The sequence below is a fragment of the Pseudolabrys sp. genome, from assembly GCF_035943735.1.
In the GTDB taxonomy this organism is placed as follows: domain Bacteria; phylum Pseudomonadota; class Alphaproteobacteria; order Rhizobiales; family Xanthobacteraceae; genus Pseudolabrys.
Map to the genome: position 1 here is coordinate 143,027 of NZ_DASZBV010000001.1, position 18,008 is coordinate 161,034.

General features: G+C 66.4%; 19 protein-coding genes and 1 pseudogene. 7 read left to right on the top strand and 13 right to left on the bottom strand.

Annotated features, from left to right (window positions below; genetic code table 11):
- Nucleotides 1–133: 133 nt before the first annotated feature.
- Nucleotides 134–640 carry an A24 family peptidase gene (locus tag VGV41_RS00650; RefSeq protein WP_326861709.1) on the bottom strand — a complete coding sequence of 169 codons (507 nt, stop codon included), beginning with the start codon at nt 638–640 and terminating at the stop codon, nt 134–136.
- A 95-nt stretch (nt 641–735) separates the two neighbouring features.
- Nucleotides 736–900 (bottom strand): Flp family type IVb pilin, encoded by a 165-nt coding sequence (locus VGV41_RS00655; RefSeq protein WP_326861710.1) that lies wholly within the window; start codon nt 898–900, stop codon nt 736–738.
- Nucleotides 901–1,192: 292 nt separating this feature from the next.
- Between VGV41_RS00655 and VGV41_RS00660 the strand changes: the two genes are divergently transcribed.
- The 4 genes from VGV41_RS00660 to VGV41_RS00675 all read left to right on the top strand — a co-directional run bounded on the left by VGV41_RS00660 (nt 1,193) and on the right by VGV41_RS00675 (nt 3,877).
- Entirely contained in the window at nt 1,193–2,020 is an 828-nt protein-coding gene (locus VGV41_RS00660; RefSeq protein ID WP_326861711.1) for a sterol desaturase family protein, read from the top strand.
- A gap of 107 nt (nt 2,021–2,127) precedes the next feature.
- Complete coding sequence (locus VGV41_RS00665; protein ID WP_326861712.1) at nt 2,128–2,634, top strand: pilus assembly protein N-terminal domain-containing protein; 507 nt, start codon at nt 2,128–2,130, stop codon at nt 2,632–2,634.
- Nucleotides 2,635–2,747: 113 nt separating this feature from the next.
- Nucleotides 2,748–3,332, top strand: a complete 585-nt coding sequence (locus VGV41_RS00670) for a TadE/TadG family type IV pilus assembly protein (RefSeq protein ID WP_326861713.1) — start codon at nt 2,748–2,750, stop codon at nt 3,330–3,332.
- Entirely contained in the window at nt 3,329–3,877 is a 549-nt protein-coding gene (locus VGV41_RS00675) for a TadE/TadG family type IV pilus assembly protein (RefSeq protein WP_326861714.1), read from the top strand. The genes VGV41_RS00670 and VGV41_RS00675 overlap by 4 nt, the downstream gene beginning before the upstream one ends.
- Here VGV41_RS00675 and VGV41_RS00680 read toward each other — a convergent pair.
- The 8 genes and pseudogenes from VGV41_RS00680 to VGV41_RS00715 form a co-directional block, all read right to left on the bottom strand.
- On the bottom strand, nt 3,874–4,350 hold the full coding sequence (locus tag VGV41_RS00680) for an Lrp/AsnC family transcriptional regulator (protein ID WP_326861715.1): 477 nt from the start codon (nt 4,348–4,350) through the stop codon (nt 3,874–3,876). The genes VGV41_RS00675 and VGV41_RS00680 overlap by 4 nt on opposite strands.
- 122 nt (nt 4,351–4,472) lie before the next feature.
- Nucleotides 4,473–5,384 (bottom strand): annotated as a pseudogene (locus VGV41_RS00685) (PfkB family carbohydrate kinase).
- A complete protein-coding gene (gene nudC, locus VGV41_RS00690) occupies nt 5,377–6,336 on the bottom strand; it encodes an NAD(+) diphosphatase (RefSeq protein WP_326861716.1) in 960 nt (319 codons plus the stop codon). The pseudogene VGV41_RS00685 and the gene nudC overlap by 8 nt, the downstream one beginning before the upstream one ends.
- A 38-nt stretch (nt 6,337–6,374) precedes the next feature.
- Entirely contained in the window at nt 6,375–6,806 is a 432-nt protein-coding gene (locus VGV41_RS00695) for an HIT family protein (RefSeq protein ID WP_326861717.1), read from the bottom strand.
- 138 nt (nt 6,807–6,944) lie between these two features.
- A complete protein-coding gene (locus VGV41_RS00700) occupies nt 6,945–7,898 on the bottom strand; it encodes a tripartite tricarboxylate transporter substrate binding protein (protein WP_326861718.1) in 954 nt (317 codons plus the stop codon).
- Between the two features lie 88 nt (nt 7,899–7,986).
- Nucleotides 7,987–9,201 carry an amidohydrolase family protein gene (locus tag VGV41_RS00705; RefSeq protein WP_326861719.1) on the bottom strand — a complete coding sequence of 405 codons (1,215 nt, stop codon included), beginning with the start codon at nt 9,199–9,201 and terminating at the stop codon, nt 7,987–7,989.
- Nucleotides 9,202–9,216: 15 nt separating this feature from the next.
- Nucleotides 9,217–9,450, bottom strand: a complete 234-nt coding sequence (locus tag VGV41_RS00710; protein ID WP_326861720.1) for a hypothetical protein — start codon at nt 9,448–9,450, stop codon at nt 9,217–9,219.
- Nucleotides 9,437–9,802, bottom strand: a complete 366-nt coding sequence (locus VGV41_RS00715; protein WP_326861721.1) for a Rieske (2Fe-2S) protein — start codon at nt 9,800–9,802, stop codon at nt 9,437–9,439. Before VGV41_RS00715 ends, VGV41_RS00710 begins: the two co-directional genes overlap by 14 nt.
- 158 nt (nt 9,803–9,960) lie before the next feature.
- On the opposite strand from VGV41_RS00715, the gene VGV41_RS00720 reads away from it, so the two are divergent.
- Genes VGV41_RS00720 through VGV41_RS00730 form a run of 3 tightly spaced genes read left to right on the top strand, consistent with a single transcriptional unit; the run spans nt 9,961 to nt 12,492 of the window.
- Nucleotides 9,961–10,704 (top strand): sulfite exporter TauE/SafE family protein, encoded by a 744-nt coding sequence (locus VGV41_RS00720; protein WP_326861722.1) that lies wholly within the window; start codon nt 9,961–9,963, stop codon nt 10,702–10,704.
- Nucleotides 10,705–10,739: 35 nt separating this feature from the next.
- Nucleotides 10,740–11,591, top strand: a complete 852-nt coding sequence (locus tag VGV41_RS00725) for a cyclase family protein (protein WP_326861723.1) — start codon at nt 10,740–10,742, stop codon at nt 11,589–11,591.
- A gap of 22 nt (nt 11,592–11,613) precedes the next feature.
- Nucleotides 11,614–12,492, top strand: a complete 879-nt coding sequence (locus tag VGV41_RS00730; protein ID WP_326861724.1) for an MBL fold metallo-hydrolase — start codon at nt 11,614–11,616, stop codon at nt 12,490–12,492.
- Here the strand turns inward: VGV41_RS00730 and VGV41_RS00735 are convergent, their stop codons facing one another.
- From VGV41_RS00735 to VGV41_RS00745, 3 genes are all read right to left on the bottom strand, one after another.
- A complete protein-coding gene (locus VGV41_RS00735; RefSeq protein ID WP_326861725.1) occupies nt 12,493–14,742 on the bottom strand; it encodes a xanthine dehydrogenase family protein molybdopterin-binding subunit in 2,250 nt (749 codons plus the stop codon).
- Between the two features lie 180 nt (nt 14,743–14,922).
- Nucleotides 14,923–15,399 (bottom strand): (2Fe-2S)-binding protein, encoded by a 477-nt coding sequence (locus VGV41_RS00740; RefSeq protein ID WP_326861726.1) that lies wholly within the window; start codon nt 15,397–15,399, stop codon nt 14,923–14,925.
- A gap of 118 nt (nt 15,400–15,517) precedes the next feature.
- Nucleotides 15,518–17,854: a xanthine dehydrogenase family protein molybdopterin-binding subunit gene (locus VGV41_RS00745; RefSeq protein ID WP_326861727.1), complete on the bottom strand. Its 2,337-nt coding sequence runs from the start codon at nt 17,852–17,854 to the stop codon at nt 15,518–15,520.
- Nucleotides 17,855–18,008 lie beyond the last annotated feature (154 nt).

The following is an 18,008-nucleotide window of genomic DNA, read 5'->3' on the forward strand; positions in this document are numbered from 1 at the left end:
CGGCCGGAAGACCGCGACACCACACGAACGGCGCAGCACCGCTCGCACGGATTTCAGCAGGTAATGGTCAAGGTATGGTTAAGCAGCGGTATCCAAATCGAGTTAATGACGAGTTGCTGCCGGAACTCGTCGCTCAGATTTGGATCGCCGACATCCAGCCGGTGTCCGGATAGACAATGAGCGCCGCCGCCGCGAGAGCGATGCCGTAGGGCACGCCGCCAGCCTGATCGTGCAGCCGCTGGATCCATGGCTGCTTCGCCAGGGCCTCCGGCAGCGGCAGCCTGCGGAATTGCAGCAGCATGAGCGTCAGAGCGCCGCCGAACAGCGACGCATAGATCATGTAGTCGAGCAGGTGGGCGAAGCCGAACCACAGCGCCGTCGCCGCCGCCAGCTTGGCGTCGCCGCCGCCGATCCAGCCCTGCGTGAAGAAAACGAAGGACACCACCAGCACAAGCGCGCCCGCCGCGAGATGCATGCCGATCACCGGCAAGCTCGCGCCGGTCGCAATCGCCAGCAGGATGAAGCCTCCGGTCAGCGCCAGCGACAGCCGGTTGGAGATGGTCATCGTGAAGAGATCGCTGGACGCGGCAAAGGCCATCAGCGCCGGAAAGAGCAGCAGCCTGATCGCGTCCGTGAGCATGCTCTCCTCCGCGCGGCCTTTGGCGCCGCTGTGCGCCCCACGCCGTAGGTCTAGCGCGCGACATCTTTACCTTTCGTAAACCGGCGATCTGCCGGTCACTTCAACTGCGTGGAAATGCCGTCGAACGTAGTGTTCAGCTTCGAGCCGATGCCGTTGACGACGGCGATGATGGCGACCGCGATGCCGGCCGCGATCAATCCGTATTCGATCGCGGTCGCGCCCGAGGTGTCCGTTGCGAATCGTCGGACTTGTTCTTTCATCTTTTGTTAACTTCCGGTGGGATGCGGGCGCCGCTCGCGGCCGCCCGGCTTGTGTCTGATATGTAGAGTAAACGCGGCGGTGCCAGAAGCGGGGGGCTGCGCGGCGCATTGCTGGTTAATAATTGCTTTCCTTACCGTCTCGAATGCAACCAGGTCTGGGGAGGACGCCATGCGCTGCACCGCGCAAGCCCGTTCTGCGTTTTCGACGGCAATTTACGCAATTCATTTCACGCGACTTTAACCGGCCCGAACCATAGCTGTGCTGGACCACATACCGCGCGGACGAACTCCAATGTTGACGCAATTCATCGGCGTGCTGCTGGTAGCCGGCGAAACCCTGCTCAAGATCGTGCCCATCACCATCGCGCTCGGCATCGTCTTCGCGGTGCTCACCCACTGGTCGGCCTGCAATCCGGCCGGGCCGTGGTGGCGCAAGCGCGAGATCATGACCGACATTACGTACTGGTTCATGATCCCGCTCGGCGCCCGCTTCGTGCGCATCGGACTGCTGATCGTCGGCGCCGCGCTGTTTTTCGGCATTCAGGGCACGCAGCCGCTGATCGACTTCTACGAAAACGGCCACGGACCGCTGTCGCGCCTGCCGTTGTGGCTGCAGGCCGGCCTATTCCTCGTCGCCTCCGACTTCCTCAATTACTGGAACCACCGGCTCTTCCACGGCAGCCGTCTGTGGAAGTACCACGCCGTGCATCATTCCTCGGAAGAGCTCGAGTGGATCTCGGCCGCGCGCTTCCACCCGATCAACCTCTTCCTCGGCAGCGTCGCCATCGACGTGGTGCTGCTGCTCGCCGGTATCTCGCCCAACGTGATGCTGTGGATCGGTCCGTTCACCACCGCGCATTCGGCCTTCGTGCACGCCAACCTGAAGTGGGACCTCGGCCCGTTCAGATACGTACTGGCGAGCCCGGTCTTCCACCGCTGGCACCACACCTCGCTGGAGAAGGGCGGCAACAAGAACTTCGCCAGCACCTTCCCCGTCCTCGATCTCCTGTTCGGCACCTGGTACATGCCGAAGGACGAGTTGCCGGAGGTCTACGGCATCGACGACCGCGGCTTCCCGGAGGGGTTCGCGGCGCAGATGGTCTACCCGTTCCGCCAGTAACCCCGCGGTCTTTGCAGTTCGTTCATTTCTTTGGCGTCAAATCGCCGAAGGGGCCCGGTCTGTGGCCGGCTCATGTGTTGCGTCCGCGTAGCGTATCGGAGAGTGCGATGCTGGCCATGTCTCTGGCCATCTTCTGGCGCCGTAGGCGGCTGCCGGTGTTGATGGCTCTGGCGCTCGGCGCCGTCGCGCTCAGCCCGGCCTATGCCGAGCACGTCACCGTCAATGTCGATCAGGCGCGGGTGATGCGGCTGCCGCAAGGCGTCGCCACCGTCGTCATCGGCAATCCCCTGATCGCCGACGCCACGCTGCAGGGCGGCGTCCTCGTCCTCACCGGCAAGGGCTACGGCACCACCAATCTCGTGGCGCTCGGCCGCGACGGCCAGGTCGTCACCAGCGACACGGTCGAGGTCGTGGGGCCGAAGAGCAGCGATCTCGTCGTCGTCTACAAGGGCACCGAGCGCGAGTCCTACAGCTGTTCGCCGGTGTGCGAGCGCCGCATCACGCTCGGCGACGGCGTCAACTATTTCAACACGACATTGGCGCAGAGCGGCAGTCGCGCCGGCCAGGCGGCGTCGGGATCGCCGGCCGGTCCGGGACCGGCTCCGTCGCGCTGAGCGGGGTTAACGCGCACTGAAGAGCGGGTTCGAATCTCGCGACATCGCGCCAACGATTCGCCAATGAGGCTTTGCTAGAAGTTCCGGCGATGTCAGCCGTCGAGACGCACGCGATGTCCGAGCTCCCGCTCAATCAAATCGGCAAGCGCATCCTGCGTTCGAAATTCGCGCGTCTGGTCCGCCGCTTCGCACGTCAGGACCGCGGCGCGACGGCGATCGAATTCGGCATGGTCGCCATGCCGTTCCTGGCGCTGACCTTCGCCATCCTCGAGACCGCGATCATCTTCTTCGCCGGGCAGACGCTGGAGTCGGCCGTGCAGAATTCGGCCCGCCTGATCCTGACCGGGCAGGCGCAGACCGGCGGCTACAGCTCCGGCTACTTCCACGACAGCGTGGTGTGCCCGAACAGCGCCGGGTTCTTCGACTGCAGCAAGATCTACGTCGACGTCAAAAGCTATACGCAGTTCGGCGATATCAGCCAGACGCTGCCGGTGACCAACGGCGCCTTCGATCAGACGAAGATCGGCTATTCGCTGGGCGGTCCGGGCTGCATCCAGGTCGTCACGGTCTATTACGTTTGGCCGGTTTACGTCTCACTGCTCAGCGATAACCTCAGCAACATGGGCAACAACCGCCTGCTGTCGGCGAGCGCGGTGTTCAAGAACGAACCCTATGCGACCACGGGGGGATGTTCATGATGCGCCTTCTCGCCAGGCTCGTGCGGTTCGGCCGCGACCGGCGCGGCGTCTCGGCCATCGAATTCGCGTTGGTGGCGCCGCTGATGGTGGCGCTCTATCTCGGCTGCGTCGAGCTCTCGGACGGTATCGCCGTCGACCGCAAGGTCAGTCTCACGGCCGCGGCGCTGGCCAACCTGACCTCGGAATCGACCGCGCTGACGTCGGGCGACATGACCAACATCTTCAACGCGGCCTCGGCGATCATCCAGCCCTATTCGGCGAGCAACATGAAGATGACGGTGTCGTGCCTCAGCATCGACGCCAGCAAGAACGTCACCACCAAGTGGACCGCGACGAGCAACGGCGGCGTCGGCACAGCGGCCTCGGTGCCGACCGACCTGCAGGTGGCGAGCACGCAATTGATCCTGGCGCAGGTGAGCTACGCCTACAAACCGATCGTCGGCTACACCATCAGCGGCACGCTGACCTTGACCGACAAGATGTACATGATGCCGCGCATCTCGGCGCCGAGCTATCCCGACACCAACACCAAGTGCGGCACCTAGGCCGCTGACGAGCGCGCCGCCTCGGCGATCGGCAGCGCGGTGGTCTGCTTGATGCGCTCCATGGCGAAGCGCGACGTCACGTTCTTCAGCGCCACGGTCTCGATCAGCTTCTTGTAGAAGGCGTCGTAGCTCTGCATGTCCTTGACCACGACGCGCAGCATGTAATCGACGTCGCCGGCCATGCGGTAGAACTCCATCACCTCCGGCATGGCGCTCACCACCTCGGCGAAGCGCTTGAGCCAGTCCTGCGAATGGTCGCCGGTCTCCACCGAGACGAAGACGGTGATGCCGAGCCCGATCTTGTCGGGATCGATCAGCGCCACGCGGCGCGTGATGACGCCCTCGGCCTCCAGCTTCTGCAGCCGCTTCCAGCACGGCGTCGACGACAGGCCGACGCGCTGGCCGATTTCGGCGACGGAGAGAGAAGCGTCCTGCTGCACGACGGCGAGAATCTTGCGGTCGATGGCGTCCATTCTGGAATTCCTGAGCGGAAGAGAAGTTTTTGACCATAATGACCATACATATAGAATAAATCTTCTATGTGTATGGAGTTCGTGCCATCTATATAGAAAAACATTCTAATTTCAAGAGGGCGTCAGCCGCGCGTCCGCAGCAGGGCGTCGACGTCCGCCCGCGTCGGCGCGCCGCCGCCACCGCCGAAGTGCGTGCACTTGAGGGCAGCGACCGCGGCGGCGAAACGCAGCGCCGCCACGACATCGCCCGTCTCGGCCAGCGCCAGCGCGAACCCGCCGTGGAACACGTCCCCGGCGCCCAGCGTGTCGATGGCCGCGACCGGAAACGCCGGCATGTGGCGGAGCCGCTCGCCTTCCCGCCACCAGACGCCCTGCGCGCCGCCCGTGACGGCGAGGAAGCCGTGCGCATGCGTGGCGAGCTGAGCAAGGCCGGCTGCGGGATCGTGCGCGCCGGTGGTGGCGGCGAGCGCGTCCAAAGAGGCGATCACATGCGTGCCCAGCGCCAGCAGGGAATCGTCCGGCGTGGTGGCGCGGTCGACGTCGATCACCAGCGGCACGCCGCGCGCCCGCGCGGCGTTCGCGATCGGCAGTTGGAATTCGGAGTAACGGTTGTCGATCAGCACCACGTCGGCGTCCGCGACCAATGCCGCCGCGTCGGCCGGGCGGCCGTCGTTGAGCCCATGGCCGCGCCGTGTGGCAATGCTCTTCTCGCCTGTTGCATCGATCAGGATCATCGACACCGAGGCGGTCGCGCCCGGCACGCGCACGACACCGCGTCAGTCGATGCCGGCCGATTCGAGGTCGGCGACGATGCGGCTGCTCACGGCGTCGCTCGCTTCGCCTAGCGGCCCGGCGAAGGCAGCGCGTCCGCCGAGCCTGGCCGCCGCCAGCGCCGCGTTGGCGGCGCAGCCGCCGCCGGTAACGTAGAAATCGGAGCCGGAAACCTTGCTGCCGGGCGCGGGAAACTGCGCGACGTGCATGACGATGTCCTGCACGGCAACGCCGGCGCAGAGAATCCGTGCGCCGCTAGCCAAAGCCTGCCTCGCCCTCGACCCAGGCGCGCACGATGTGATGTGCGATGGCGACCGGCGGCGGCGCGGTCAAGCCGTCCTTGTGCCGGCGCAGCAGCATGTCGGCGGCCTCGTCGCGCGAGAACCAGCGCGCGCCCTCGAGCTCGGTGGCGTCGATGGTGATCTCGCGCGAGGTCGCCTCGGCGAAGCAGCCGATCATCAGCGACATCGGGAAGGGCCAAGGCTGCGACGCAAAATAGCGCACGCGCCCGCAGACGATGCCGGCTTCCTCCAGCGTCTCGCGCCGCACCGCGTCCTCGATGGCCTCGCCGGGCTCGACGAAGCCGGCGAGGCACGACCACATGCCCGGCACGAAGCGGGGTGAGCGGCCGAGCAGGCAATTGTCACCGTCGATCGCCAGCATGATGACGACCGGATCGGTGCGCGGGAAATGCTGCGTCTTGCAGTTCGGGCAGTCGCGCCGCCAGCCGGAATCGACGGCATGGCTGAGGGTGCCGCAATTCGAGCAGTAGCGGTGGCGTGCGTGCCAGTGCAGCACCGCCTTGGCCTCGGCCATCGGCGGAAGATGCTCGGCGGCGACGAGGCCCTGCACGGCGATCGAGCGCAGATCGGTGACAAGGAGATCGCCGCGCGTCTTGAGCGCTTCCGCCGCCGCCGGCGTCAGGCTGTGGCCGAAGCGCGGCTGGCCGTCGACGAGGCCGAGAAACACCGTTTCCGTGGCGGCGCCGAGCGCGGCAGCCTCGGTGACGCCGAACAGCGGCTCGTTGGCCGCGCCTTGCTTCAACACGATCATCTCGCCGCCCATGACATAGACGCCGGCGCGGGCGTCGGCCTCAAGCGCGGCGATCCTTGCGGCGTCGGTGCGCAGGTCGGCGGCGCGCGCGATGCGGCTTTCGGTGTAGCCGAGGCGGGGCTTGGGGCCGAGATCGGGGCCGAGGTCGGGGCGGGACGACATTCGCCGCGAAATTTCGCACGCCGCCCGCGTCGGCGCAATCACGGTTGCGTCAACACCCCGCCGAACGCGTCGTGGAGGCGGGCGATCAGCGCGTCGCGCGCGGCCGGCGCATAGGCCATCGCCGGCGTCGCGCCCCACACCGGCTTCGGCCAGGCGGCATCGTCGCGGCGGCGGGCGACGACGTGCACGTGCAATTGCGGCACGACGTTGCCGATGGCGGCGACGTTGAGCTTGTCGCAGGACGAAGCGGCTTTGAGCGCGCGCGATGCCTGCGCGATGTCGCGCGTGAGTTGGACCTGCTCGTCGTCGGTAAGGTCGACGATCTCGCTCGCTCCGGCGCGCCGCGGCACCAGGATCAGCCACGGGTAATTGGCGTCGTTCATCAAGAGCACGCGCGCGAGCGCCAAGTCGCCGACCGGCGTGGTGTCGTGCGAGAGCTGCGGGTGAAGCGCGAAGGGCAGGGCGGCCATGGGCGAACCATACGTGGCCGCTGACCGCCGCGAAAGCCGGACGCGGTCAAAAGCAAAACGGCCGGGCGCAATAAGGGCGTTCACGCCCGTCTTCGACGGGTTATGCGCCCGGCCGTCGTGTCGTCGCTGACGCGGCGATCAGTGCGGCTGGATGCCAGCCTGCTTGATGACGCCGCCCCAGGTCTTGGTCTCCTTCTCGATGAACGCGGTCGCCTGCGCCGGCGAACCGGACGCCGGCTGCGCGTTGATCTTCGCGAAATGCGCCTTCGCCTCCGGGCTCGCCAGCACGTCCTCGATCGCCTCGTTGAGCTTGGCGACGATGGCGCGCGGCGTCTTCGGCGGCGCGCTGATCGCGTTCCAGGTGATCGACTCGAAGCCCTTCACGCCGAGCTCCTCGAAGGTCGGCACGTTCGGCAGTTGCGGCAGACGCTGCTTGGTGGCGACCGCAAGGATGCGCGCGCGCCCGGCGTCGCTGAACTTCTTCGCCGAGGCCAGTTCGCTGAACATCATGTCGACGTGGCCGGAGATGAGATCGGTCAGCGCCGGCGCCGTGCCCTTGTACGGCACGTGTTGCAACTTGATCCCGGCAAGGTGCTCGAGCAGCGCCGCCGTCAGATGCGACGTGGTGCCGATGCCCTGCGAGGCGTAGTTGATCTTGCCAGGATTGGCCTTGGCGTAGGCCATGAATTCCTGCGCCGTCTTGGCCGGGAAGTCCTCACGCACCAGCAGCACGTTCGGGATGATGGTCATGATCGCCACCGGCTCGAACTTGGTGGGATCGAAAGAGATGCCCTTGTAGAGCAGCGGGTTGACCGTGATCGGCGCCGGTTGCGACGCGAGCAGCGTGTAGCCGTCCGGGTCCGACTTGAACACGACCTCGGCGCCGATATTGCCGCCAGCGCCGGAGCGGTTCTCGACGACGACCGGCTGGCCGAGCCTCTTTTCCAGCTTCTCGGCGATGAAGCGCGTCACGGTGTCGACGCCGCCGCCTGCGGGCACGCAGACGATGATATGGACCGGCCGGTTCGGATAATTCGCGTCCTGCGCGGACGCCTGCGTCGCCAGCATTGCAACCGATGCCAAGACAGCCATCAGATATCGCACGATATTTTCTCCCCTTGGGCTTTGATCCGACGGACCGTAGCCGGTTACCGGTTCTTGTCAGGCCGCGCGGTGCGCGTCAGGCGACGCGCGCGAGCTTCTCTGCCGGAAGCTTCAAATCGAATACGCGCATCGCATTGGCTCCAAGAATATTGCGCTTTCCCTGCTCGCTCAAGAACGGCAGGTCGTAAATCGTCGAGGGAAGATCGAAATCCCAATGCGGGTAATCCGATGAATACAGCAGCTGGGTCTCAGCCTTCATCATGCGGAAGGTCTGCTCCAGCGCCGCCAAGTCGGTCATTTCCATCGGTTGCGTCGAGAAGAACATGTCGCGCATGTACTCGCTCGGCAGCTTCTTCAGCGCCGGCGCCTCCGACGAGCGCATCATGTACTCGTTGTCGAGCCGCTGCATCATGAACGGCACCCAGGCGAGCCCGCTCTCGATCCAGATCACCTTCAGCTTGGGGAAGCGCTCGGGCAGCCCGTTCATGATCCAGTTGGTCAGGTGCACCATGTTGAAGAACACGAAGCCGAGCGCGTGCACCGAGATGAACTTGTTCATCATGCCCATCGCCTGGTCGTTCCAGTTGTAGCCGGCGTGGAAGGCGAGCGGCTGGCCCATCTCCTCGAGCAGCGCATAGGTCTTCATGTAGCCGTTGTGCTGCACCGGGCGGTGGCGCGCGCTGGTCACCATGAAGCCGGCGACGCCTTTCTTGTCACCCATCTCCTTGACCATGCGATACGCGGCGTCTGGGTCGTTGAACGGCAGATAGAGCATCGAGCGGATGCGGGGCTCGTGCGCCAGCACGCGCTCGCAGAGCCAGCGGTTATAGGCGCGGCCGAGCGCGACCTCGACCTCGACCTGCGGATGCAGGCCGAGCTGCAGCATCGGCGAGGGGAACATCACGGCGACATCGACGCCCATGGCATCCATCCAGCGCTTGGTCAGCGTGATGTCGCGGTGCTTGTCGCCCTCCGCCTTCTCCATTTTGCGCAGCGGATAGCGCGTCACGCGGCCGCCCATGTCCTGATAGCCGACGCCGCCCGGCATCACGCCGTTGCCCTTCGACGTGGCCTGGCTCGCGCTCATGGCGAGCTGCTGCAGCACCGGATCCTCCATATATTCGAGGATCTCGTGAAAGGACTCGAGCTCGTAGTGATGCGAGTCGACGTCGACGATCGGGAACTTGCCGTAGCCGCGCTCGCTCGCCTGCCGCGCCGCGTGGGCGAGCAGCTTGGAGGTGTCGAATTCCTCGACTGCCATTTTGCGGTAGTCGGAGAGCGGAAGGTCCATCGCGCGTTCGTCCCCTTACCGGCCCGACCAGGTCTGCCACATGCCGAGCTCGAACAATTGCAAATTCACCGCCTTGAGCATGGCGGTGACCGTCACCATTACTTCGGTCGCCGTCATCTGCGCGTCGGCCGGGAAGGCCGCGAGGTCGGCCTCGCGTTCGGCCACGCGCCCGGCGTAAAGGCGCACCGCGCGCGCCAGTATCGCCTGCACTTCGGCGTCGCTCGAACCCGCTTCGTCAGGTGATGACATAGATGTCCTCGCCGCGCCGCTCCACCGTGAAGCTCTTGAGCTTGAGCCGGCGGTCGGCGGCGCATTCGCCCGTCTTCACGTCGTATTCGTAGCCGTGCCACGGACAGACGAAATGCATCTCGTCCTTCGAGAAGCGTTGCCCGATCCAGGTGCGGTCGGGGCCGAGCACGTCCTCGACCTTGTGCATCATCAGCCCTTCGCAGGCCGGGCCGCCCTGATGCAGGCAGAGATTCTCATAAGCGTAGAGCTCGCCCTGCCAATGGAACACGCCGATCTCGCGCGCGCCGTCGGTGACGATGCGGCGTTCGCCATCGGGAAAATCGGCGGTTTTGGCGACAAAAATGTCGGGCATGGCTCGACCCATGGTGGCGTCACGCGGTCTCTATAGCCCGTGCCGCCGCTCGCGCAAATGGCGGGCATTCGCACCAGCCGAAGCGAGGGTTGCGTTTTTGCGCATTGTCGGGCCGCGTGTTCTCGCGCAAGTTCGCCGCCGCCAATCCGGGACGGCCCATGACCTCGACCACGCTGCTCGTCTTCGTTGCCGCCATTCTCGTGCTGGCGGGTTTCGTCAAGGGCATGATCGGCATGGGTCTGCCGACCGTCGCCGTCGGTCTGCTCGGCCTGATGATGACGCCGTCGCAGGCGGCCGCGATCCTGATCGTGCCGTCGCTGGTCACCAATATCTGGCAGGCGCTTGCCGGCGGCCACTTCCGCTCGGTGGTGGCGCGGCTCTGGCCGATGCTCATCGGCATCTGTATCGGCACGTGGGCCGGCGCGGTGTGGATGCCGAGCGCGAACAGCGGCGAGGCGACCACGTGGCTCGGCGTCGCGCTCGCCGTCTACGCGATTTTCGGCCTGTGCAATCTGCATCCGAAGACCCCGCCGCGGCACGAAGGCTGGGTCGGCGTGGTGGCCGGCATCGCCACCGGCGCGATTAGCGTCTCGACGGCGGTGTTCGCCATTCCCGGCGTGCCTTACACGCAGTCGCTCGGTTTCGATCGCGATCGATTGGTGCAGGCGCTCGGCCTCTTTTTCACCGTGGCGACCGTCGCGCTGGCGGTGGCGCTGTCGCACGCGGGCGCGATGAACAGCAGCGTCGTTCTCCCGACGGTCGCCGCGCTCGCCGGCGCGCTCGTCGGCATGGTCGTCGGGCAGAAGATACGTGGCCTCATCTCGCCGAAGACCTTCCGGCTCTGCTTCTTCATCGGCATCCTGGCGCTCGGCGCGCATCTGGCGCTGCACCGCTTCTTATGATCCGATTGGCCGCAATGTCCTGAAACGGAGCGGCCATGAAGATCGTCGATCTGTCCCACGTCATGAACGTGCATACGCCCGGCTGGGTCGGCTACGCCGGCAACAAGATGTACTACGCGCAGAACCTGCAGACGGTGCGCATCGTGGCGCAGCGTATCGACACCGCGCTGCACGTCGGCACGCATTTCGACGGCGCCATGCACGCGACCGACAATCCGCAGGGCGACATGGCGCACCTGCCGCTCGATTATCTGGTCAATCGCGGCGTCGTCGTCGACATCTCGAAGCACATGCACGACTGGGCAGTGATCACGCCGGAGATCATCGAGAGTGCCGGCGCCGATATTCGCGAGGGCGACATCCTCATCCTGCACACCGGCTGGCACAGGCATTACGAAGGCCAGCCGCAGCAGGATCTGGTCAAATACTTCTGCTACCACCCCGGCCCGAGCCTCGACACGCTCGCCTGGATGCTGAAGAAGAAGATCAAATGGTGGGGCATGGATACCGGCTCCTGCGACCACGCGATGAACACGTCCATCCGCACTATGCGGCCTGACCTCGCCGAGGAGTTCACGAAGAAGCACGGCAAGACGCCGGGCGAGTTCTTCGGCACGTTCGAGTACACGCACAAGCGCTCGGGCCGGAAAGTGTCAGCCGACGTGTTCCCGTTCCACAACTGGGCGTTCCAGGAAGGCCTGCTGCACGCAGAAAACCTCGGCGGCGACATCGAGCTGATGCTCAACAGGCGCTGCCTGATCGGCGCCTTCCCATGGCGCTACGAGGGCCTCGAAGGCTGCCCGTGCCGCATCGTCTGCTTCCTCGACGCCGGCGAGGATATCGAGGCGGTCGGCAATGCGGCCAAGGCGATCCTGCCGCCGCGCTAAGAAACATCAGGGGATGGCGACCATGTTCAAAGTCGGCGAGGCGGCGATCACGCGCATCGAGGAGACGTTCCTGCCCACCTATCCGCTGCGCACCATCTTCCCCGAGATCACCGACGCGCAGCTCGAAGAATACATGCCGTGGATGGCGCCGCATCACTACGATCCGAAAAGCGGCTGCATCCTGCTCAGCGTGCACTCGTGGCTGCTCAAGGTCGGCGGCCAGACGATCCTGATCGACGCCTGCTGCGGCAACAACAAGGTGAAGCCCGGCCGGCCGTTCTGGCACATGCTCAACGAGCCCTATCTCGCGCGGCTCGCCGCCGTCGGCGTCAAGCCGGAGGACGTCGACGTGGTGATGTGTACGCACCTGCACCACGATCATGTCGGCTGGAACACGATCAACCGCGACGGCAAATGGGTGCCGACCTTCCCGAACGCGCGTTACGTCTTTTCCAGGCCGGACGTCGATTATTTCTCCAAGATCGATGCCGATCCGAAAGAGGGGCCGGCTGAGCTCGGCACCTTCCGCGAGTGCGTGGTGCCGATCCTCGAATACGGCAAGGCCGATCTCGTCTCAGGCGGCGCGCACCGGCTCAACGACTTCATCGAAATCGATTCGGCGCCGGGCCATTCGCCAGGCCACGTCTTCTTCAAGCTCGAGAGCAAAGGCGAGCGCGCCGCCTTCGTCGGCGACGTCTGGCATCACCTGCTGCAGGTGCATCACCCGGACTGGAATTTCCCGAAGAACTCCGACGTCAACCAGGCGCGCGCCAGCCGCCGCAAGGTGCTCGACCATTGCGCCGCGACCGACGCGCTGGTGTTCCCCGGCCACGTCGGACTGCCGTTCGCCGGCCGTATCGAGAAGACGCAAAGCGGCTACCGGCCGCATTTCCAGCCGTGATCAGCGCCGGATCAGCGCCTTCAGCCGCTGCGGCGTGACAGGAAGCCGTGTCACGGCGCCGGGTCTCTGCAGCGCGTCGTCGATGGCCGACGCGAGCGCCGCGCCGACCGGATTGGCGCCGCCTTCGCCGGCGCCCTTGAGGCCGAGCGTGTTGAGCGGGCTCGGCGCATCCTCGGTGACGAGGAGGAGAGGGGCCGGTACCTCGTGCGCCGTCGGCATCAGGTAATCGGCGAATGTGACCGACAGCGGCTCGCCCGCCTCGTCGTAGAGGAATTCCTCGTACAGCGCGCCGCCGATGCCCTGCGCCAGGCCGCCGGCGAGCTGGCCTTCGACCAGCCGCGGATTGACCGCGCGGCCGATGTCGTAGGCGATGGCGTATTTCTCGATTTGCACGCCGCCGGTCTCGCCGTCGACGCGCACCGTGGCGACGTGCACCCCGTACGGATAGACCATGTGGCTCGACTCGAAGGTGTCCTCGGCGGTGAGCCCCGCGAGCGCGGTGAGCGGCATCGAGGCGCCGCCGTCGATGGCGACGATATTGCCGTCGGCGATGTCGAGCTTCTCGGCCGAGGTCTGCATCAACTCGGCCGCGGCCTTGAGCGCCGCATCGCGCAGCTTCACCGCCGCCAGCCGCGTGGCCTCGCCGCACATCACCGTCACCCTTGAGGCGAACGCGCCCATGCCGCGGGCGATACGGTCGGTCTGGCCGTGCACGACGTTGATGGTCTCGTAGGCGGCGCCGAGCGTCTCGGCACAGATCTGCGCCACCACGGTCTCGATGCCCTGGCCGACCGAGGCGTTGCCGGTGACGACCTCGACGCCGTCCTGTTTGATCTCGATGCGGACCGTGTCGAACGGACCGAGCCCGCTCTTCTCGACGAACATGGCGACACCGGCGCCGACCTTCTCGCCCTTCGCGCGCCGCGCCTTTATGCCGGCCTGCAACTCGTCCCAGCCGGCGAGCCTCAATGCCTTGTCGAGCAGCAGCGCATAGTCGCCGGAATCATAAACGATGTGCGTGCCGAGCGTGTCGAGTTGCACGTCGTAGGGCATCGCGCTCTGCGGCAGCAGGTTGCGCCGGCGCACCGTGACCCTGTCGATCCCGCACTGCGCGGCGATGGCGTCCATCAGCCGCTCGCGCACGAAGGTTGATTCGTACCGGCCCGGCGCGCGGTAGGTGCCGCACGGCGTCTTGTTGGTGAGGCGGATGTGGCCGACGGCGCGATAGGCCGGCACGCGATAGGGGCCGGGCAGCATCGCCGCGGCGAGATCGGGCACCGTCGCCGCATGCGTGCGCATATAGGCCCCGTTGTCGTGGAAGAACTCGTCGTCGATTGCCGTGATGCGGCCGTCTCTGTCGATCGCGGCGCGGACGCGGTGCTGCTGCTGGCGCGAATGGTTGGCGGCGATCAGGTGCTCGCGCCGGTCCTCGATCCACTTGATCGGCCGCTTGTAGTGAAGCGCGGCGGCGCAGACGGCGACGTCCTCGGGGTAGATTTCGCCTCGGATGCCGAAGCCGCCGCCGACATGGCCTTCGTGCAGGTGCATGGTCTCTGGCGCACGGCCGAGCATGCGCGCCAGCGCATCGCGGTTCCAGTGGGGCACCTTGGCGGCGCCGTGCATTTCCAGCAGGTCGCGCGAAGCGTCGTAGGTGGCGATGGCGCCGCGCGTCTCCATCGGCACGCCGGTGTGGCGGCCAACCACGAGCTCAAGCGAAACCACCGCATGCGCATTCCGGAACGCAGTCTCGACGTCGCCGTAGCCCTTGCGAACGACGTCGGGCTCGGTCGTGCGCGTTTCATCGAATGCGCCCGTTTCGCCGGAGGCATCCATGATCGGATCGCGCGCCGCGATGTCGAGCGTGACCAGCTCGGCGGCGTCCTCGGCGATGTAGGCGTCGTCTGCAAACACCAACGCCACCGGCTCGCCGACGTAACGCACGACGCCGTCGGCCAGGACCGGCTGCTGGTAAGGCTCGAGCGTCTTCAGGCCGGTGAGGCGGAACGGGATGCGCGGGATATGGGCGACGTCCTTGTAGGTCCACACCGCGTGGACGGCGGGCAGCGCCAGCGCGGCCGAGGCGTCGATGCCCTTGATCTCGCCATGCGCCACGGGTGAGCGCACCACGCGCATGATCCATTGGCCGGGAAAATTGATGTCGGCGGCGAAGCGGCCTTGTCCGGTCAGCAGCGGCGGGTCCTCGCGGCGGGCAAGAGAACGACCGATAACCTTGTGCTTCGCTTCAGCCATGGCCGCGCACCGCAGCGCGCTCCCTCTCCCCGCGTGCGGGGAGAGGGCCGGGGTGAGGGGGCTTTTCCACTGCCTGAGCGTTCCGATGCGCCCCCTCACCCGAAACGCGCGCGCTCCGCGCCCGCGTTCCGACCTCTCCCCGCAAGCGGGGAGAGGCAAAGAGAGTGCGCGGCGTTGCCGTCACTTCCGCATCTCTTTGGCCGCGGCACGCACGGCCTTGATGATGTTCTGATAGCCGGTGCAGCGGCAGAGGTTCGACGACAGCACCTCGAGCAGGTCCTCGTCGCTGATGTCCGGTTCGCGCTCCAGCACGCCGACCGCGAGCATCAGGAAGCCGGGCGTGCAGAAGCCGCACTGCAGACCGTGATGGTCCATGAACGCCTGCTGCATCGGATGCAGGTGATCGCCTTGCGCCAGCCCCTCGACGGTGCGGATCGCCTTGCCGTCGGCCTGCACCGCAAACATCAGACAGGAGCGCACCGGTGCGCCGTCGACGATGACGGTGCAGGCGCCGCAGACGCCGTGCTCGCAGCCGATATGCGTGCCTGTCTGGCCGCAGTTCTCGCGGATCGCGTCGACGAGCGTGCGCCGCGGCTCGACCGCGATGGTGTGGGCGCGGCCGTTGATGGTGAGGGTGATGTAGGATTTGTCGGTCATTCAGAGCCTCTCGACCGTTCGTCCCCGCGAAAGCGGGGACCTAGCGCAAAACACTTCGGCCCATCATTGTGGCTCTGGGTTCCCGCTTGCGCGGGAACGAACGGGGCATGTCGCGCGCTCATGCGGCTTGCCCCTTGGCGCGCAGCGCCGCGCGGACGCGCTGCGGCGTCGCCGGCATCTCGTCGATGACGACGTCGAACGGTTGAAGCGCGTCGTTGATGGCGTTGATCACCGCGGCCGGCGCGCCGATGCCGCCGCCTTCGCCGAGGCCCTTGGCCTTGGTGATCGACTCCGTGCTCGGCGTTTCCTTGTGCAGCAACTCGATCGTCGGCACCTCATGCGCCGTCGGTGTCATGTAGTCGGCGAGCGTGGCGGTCAACGGCGCGCCGTTCTCGTCGTAGACGATCTCCTCGTACAATGCGTTGCCGATGCCCTGCGCGACGCCGCCGTGCACCTGGCCGTCGGCGATCATCGGGTTGATGATGCGGCCGGCGTCCTCGGCAACGAGATAGCGTACGATCGTGGTACGGCCGGTATCGATGTCGACCTCGACTTCGGCGACATGGCAGGCATTGGAGAAGGTGCCGGGCGGATCGTAGGTGGCGGTTTCGCTCAGGCCCGGCTCGATCTCGCCCTTGAAGCGGTGCGTCTGCGTATAGGCCTCGCGCGCCAGCGCCGCGATCGTGACACTGCGGTCTGTGCCGGCGACTTTGGCCGCCCCGTCCTCCAGCACGATGTCGCCCGGCGCCGCTTCCAGCACGTGGCTGGCGAGCTTGATCAGCTTGGCGCGGACCTTCTGCGCGGCGATCAATGTCGCGCCGCCGCAGATGACCAGCGAGCGGCTGGCGAAGGTGCCCCAGCCGTAAGGGGAGCGGTCGGTATCGCCGTGTACGACCTTGATGACGTCGGGCGTGACGCCGAGTTCGTCGGCGACGATCTGCGCAAGCGTCGTGCGCAGGCCCTGGCCGTGCGGCGAGGCGCCGATGCGGGCCTCGATGAAGCCGGACGGATCGACAGTGAGGATCACCGTTTCCCAGCCGGGCGTGATGGCCATGCCGCGCGCGGCGAAGGCCGGACTGCCGTAGCCGGTGCGCTCGGAGAAGGCACCGAAGCCGAGACCGAGATATTTGCCCTTGGCGCGCGCTTCGCTCTGCCGCTTGCGAAACGCCGGCACGTCGATGGCGGCGGCCGCCATCTCCAGCGTCTCCCTGTAGCTTGCCTCGTCGAATGTCAGGCCGGCAGCAGAGGTGTAGGGGAATTTGGCGATGAGGTTGCGGCGGCGGATCTCGACCGGCTCCATGCCGAACGCGCGCGCCGCTTTTTCCATCAGCCGCTCGAGCGTGAAGGTGATGATCGGCCGCGACACGCCGCGATAGGGCGCCATGGTGCAGGTGTTGGTGACGACGCCGCGGGCGCGGCAGTCATAGGCGCGGAAGTCATACGGGCCGGGCATCTCCGCCATCGCCATCAGGGGCTCGACGCCGCAGGTGGTGGGAAAGCAGGAATAGGCGCCGACATTGGAGACGATGTCGGTCTTGAGCGCGAGCAGCTTGCCCTGCGCATCGAAGGCGCCGTGCAGCGAAATGTACTGGTCGCGCGCATGGTACGAGGCGATCAGGTTCTCGCGCCGGTCCTCGGTCCAGGCGAAAGAGCTCCTGTACTTCCGCGCCAGCCACACCAGTACGACGTATTCGGCCGCGAGCGACATCTTCTGACCGAAGCCGCCGCCGACGTCCGGCGCGATCACGCGCAGGTCGGATTCCGGCATGCCGAGCACGTCGGCGATGGCGGTGCGCGTGAGATGCGGCATCTGCGTCGTGCAGGTGAGGGTGACGCGGCCCGTGGACGCATCCCACGCGGCGTGCGCGGCGCGGGGCTCTATCGGCGTCGCGTTCTGCCGGTGCGAGCGCGCTTCGACCGTGATGACCTTCGCCGCGCTCGCCCACACCTTGTCGAAGTCCGGCGTCTGGATGCGGCCTTCGAGGATGACGTTGCCGGGGACGGACGCGTGGATCTGCCGCGCGCCTTCGGCGAGCGCATCGCGGGCATCGACCAGCGGCGTCGCGTCGCCGATCATGAGTTCGATCTCGTCGACGATGTCCTCGGCTTCTTCCTCCGACGCCGCGACGATGGCGGCGACCGGCTCACCGACGAAGCGCACCTCGCCGTCGGCGAGGATCGGCTGGCCGAGCGGCTTGTACTCGAATTTGTGCAGCATCGGCAGGATCGGCTTCACACCCGTCAAATCGGTGGCGGTGATGACCGTCGCGCCGTCCGGTGTCTTGATTCTTTCAATCTTGCCGGCGGCAGCGGGACTGCGCAGGAAGCGCACCCAGTGGACCGCAGGCAGATCGGCGGTGAAGCGTCCCTGACCGGTCACCAGCGCGGGGTCCTCGACGCGGCGGATGGCGCGCCCGACCCAGGTCATGCCGCTGCCCTTGGTATGCGCGGTCATGGCGCACCTTCCTGACCCTCCCCCCGCGAAGCGGTGGGGAGGGTCGATTTGCAATCGCTTGCGATTGCAAATCGGGGTGGGGGGAATCTTGTGCAGCGTTGTTTGCCCCCCACCCCTGACCCCTCCCCACCACGCGCAAGAGCGCGTGGGGGGA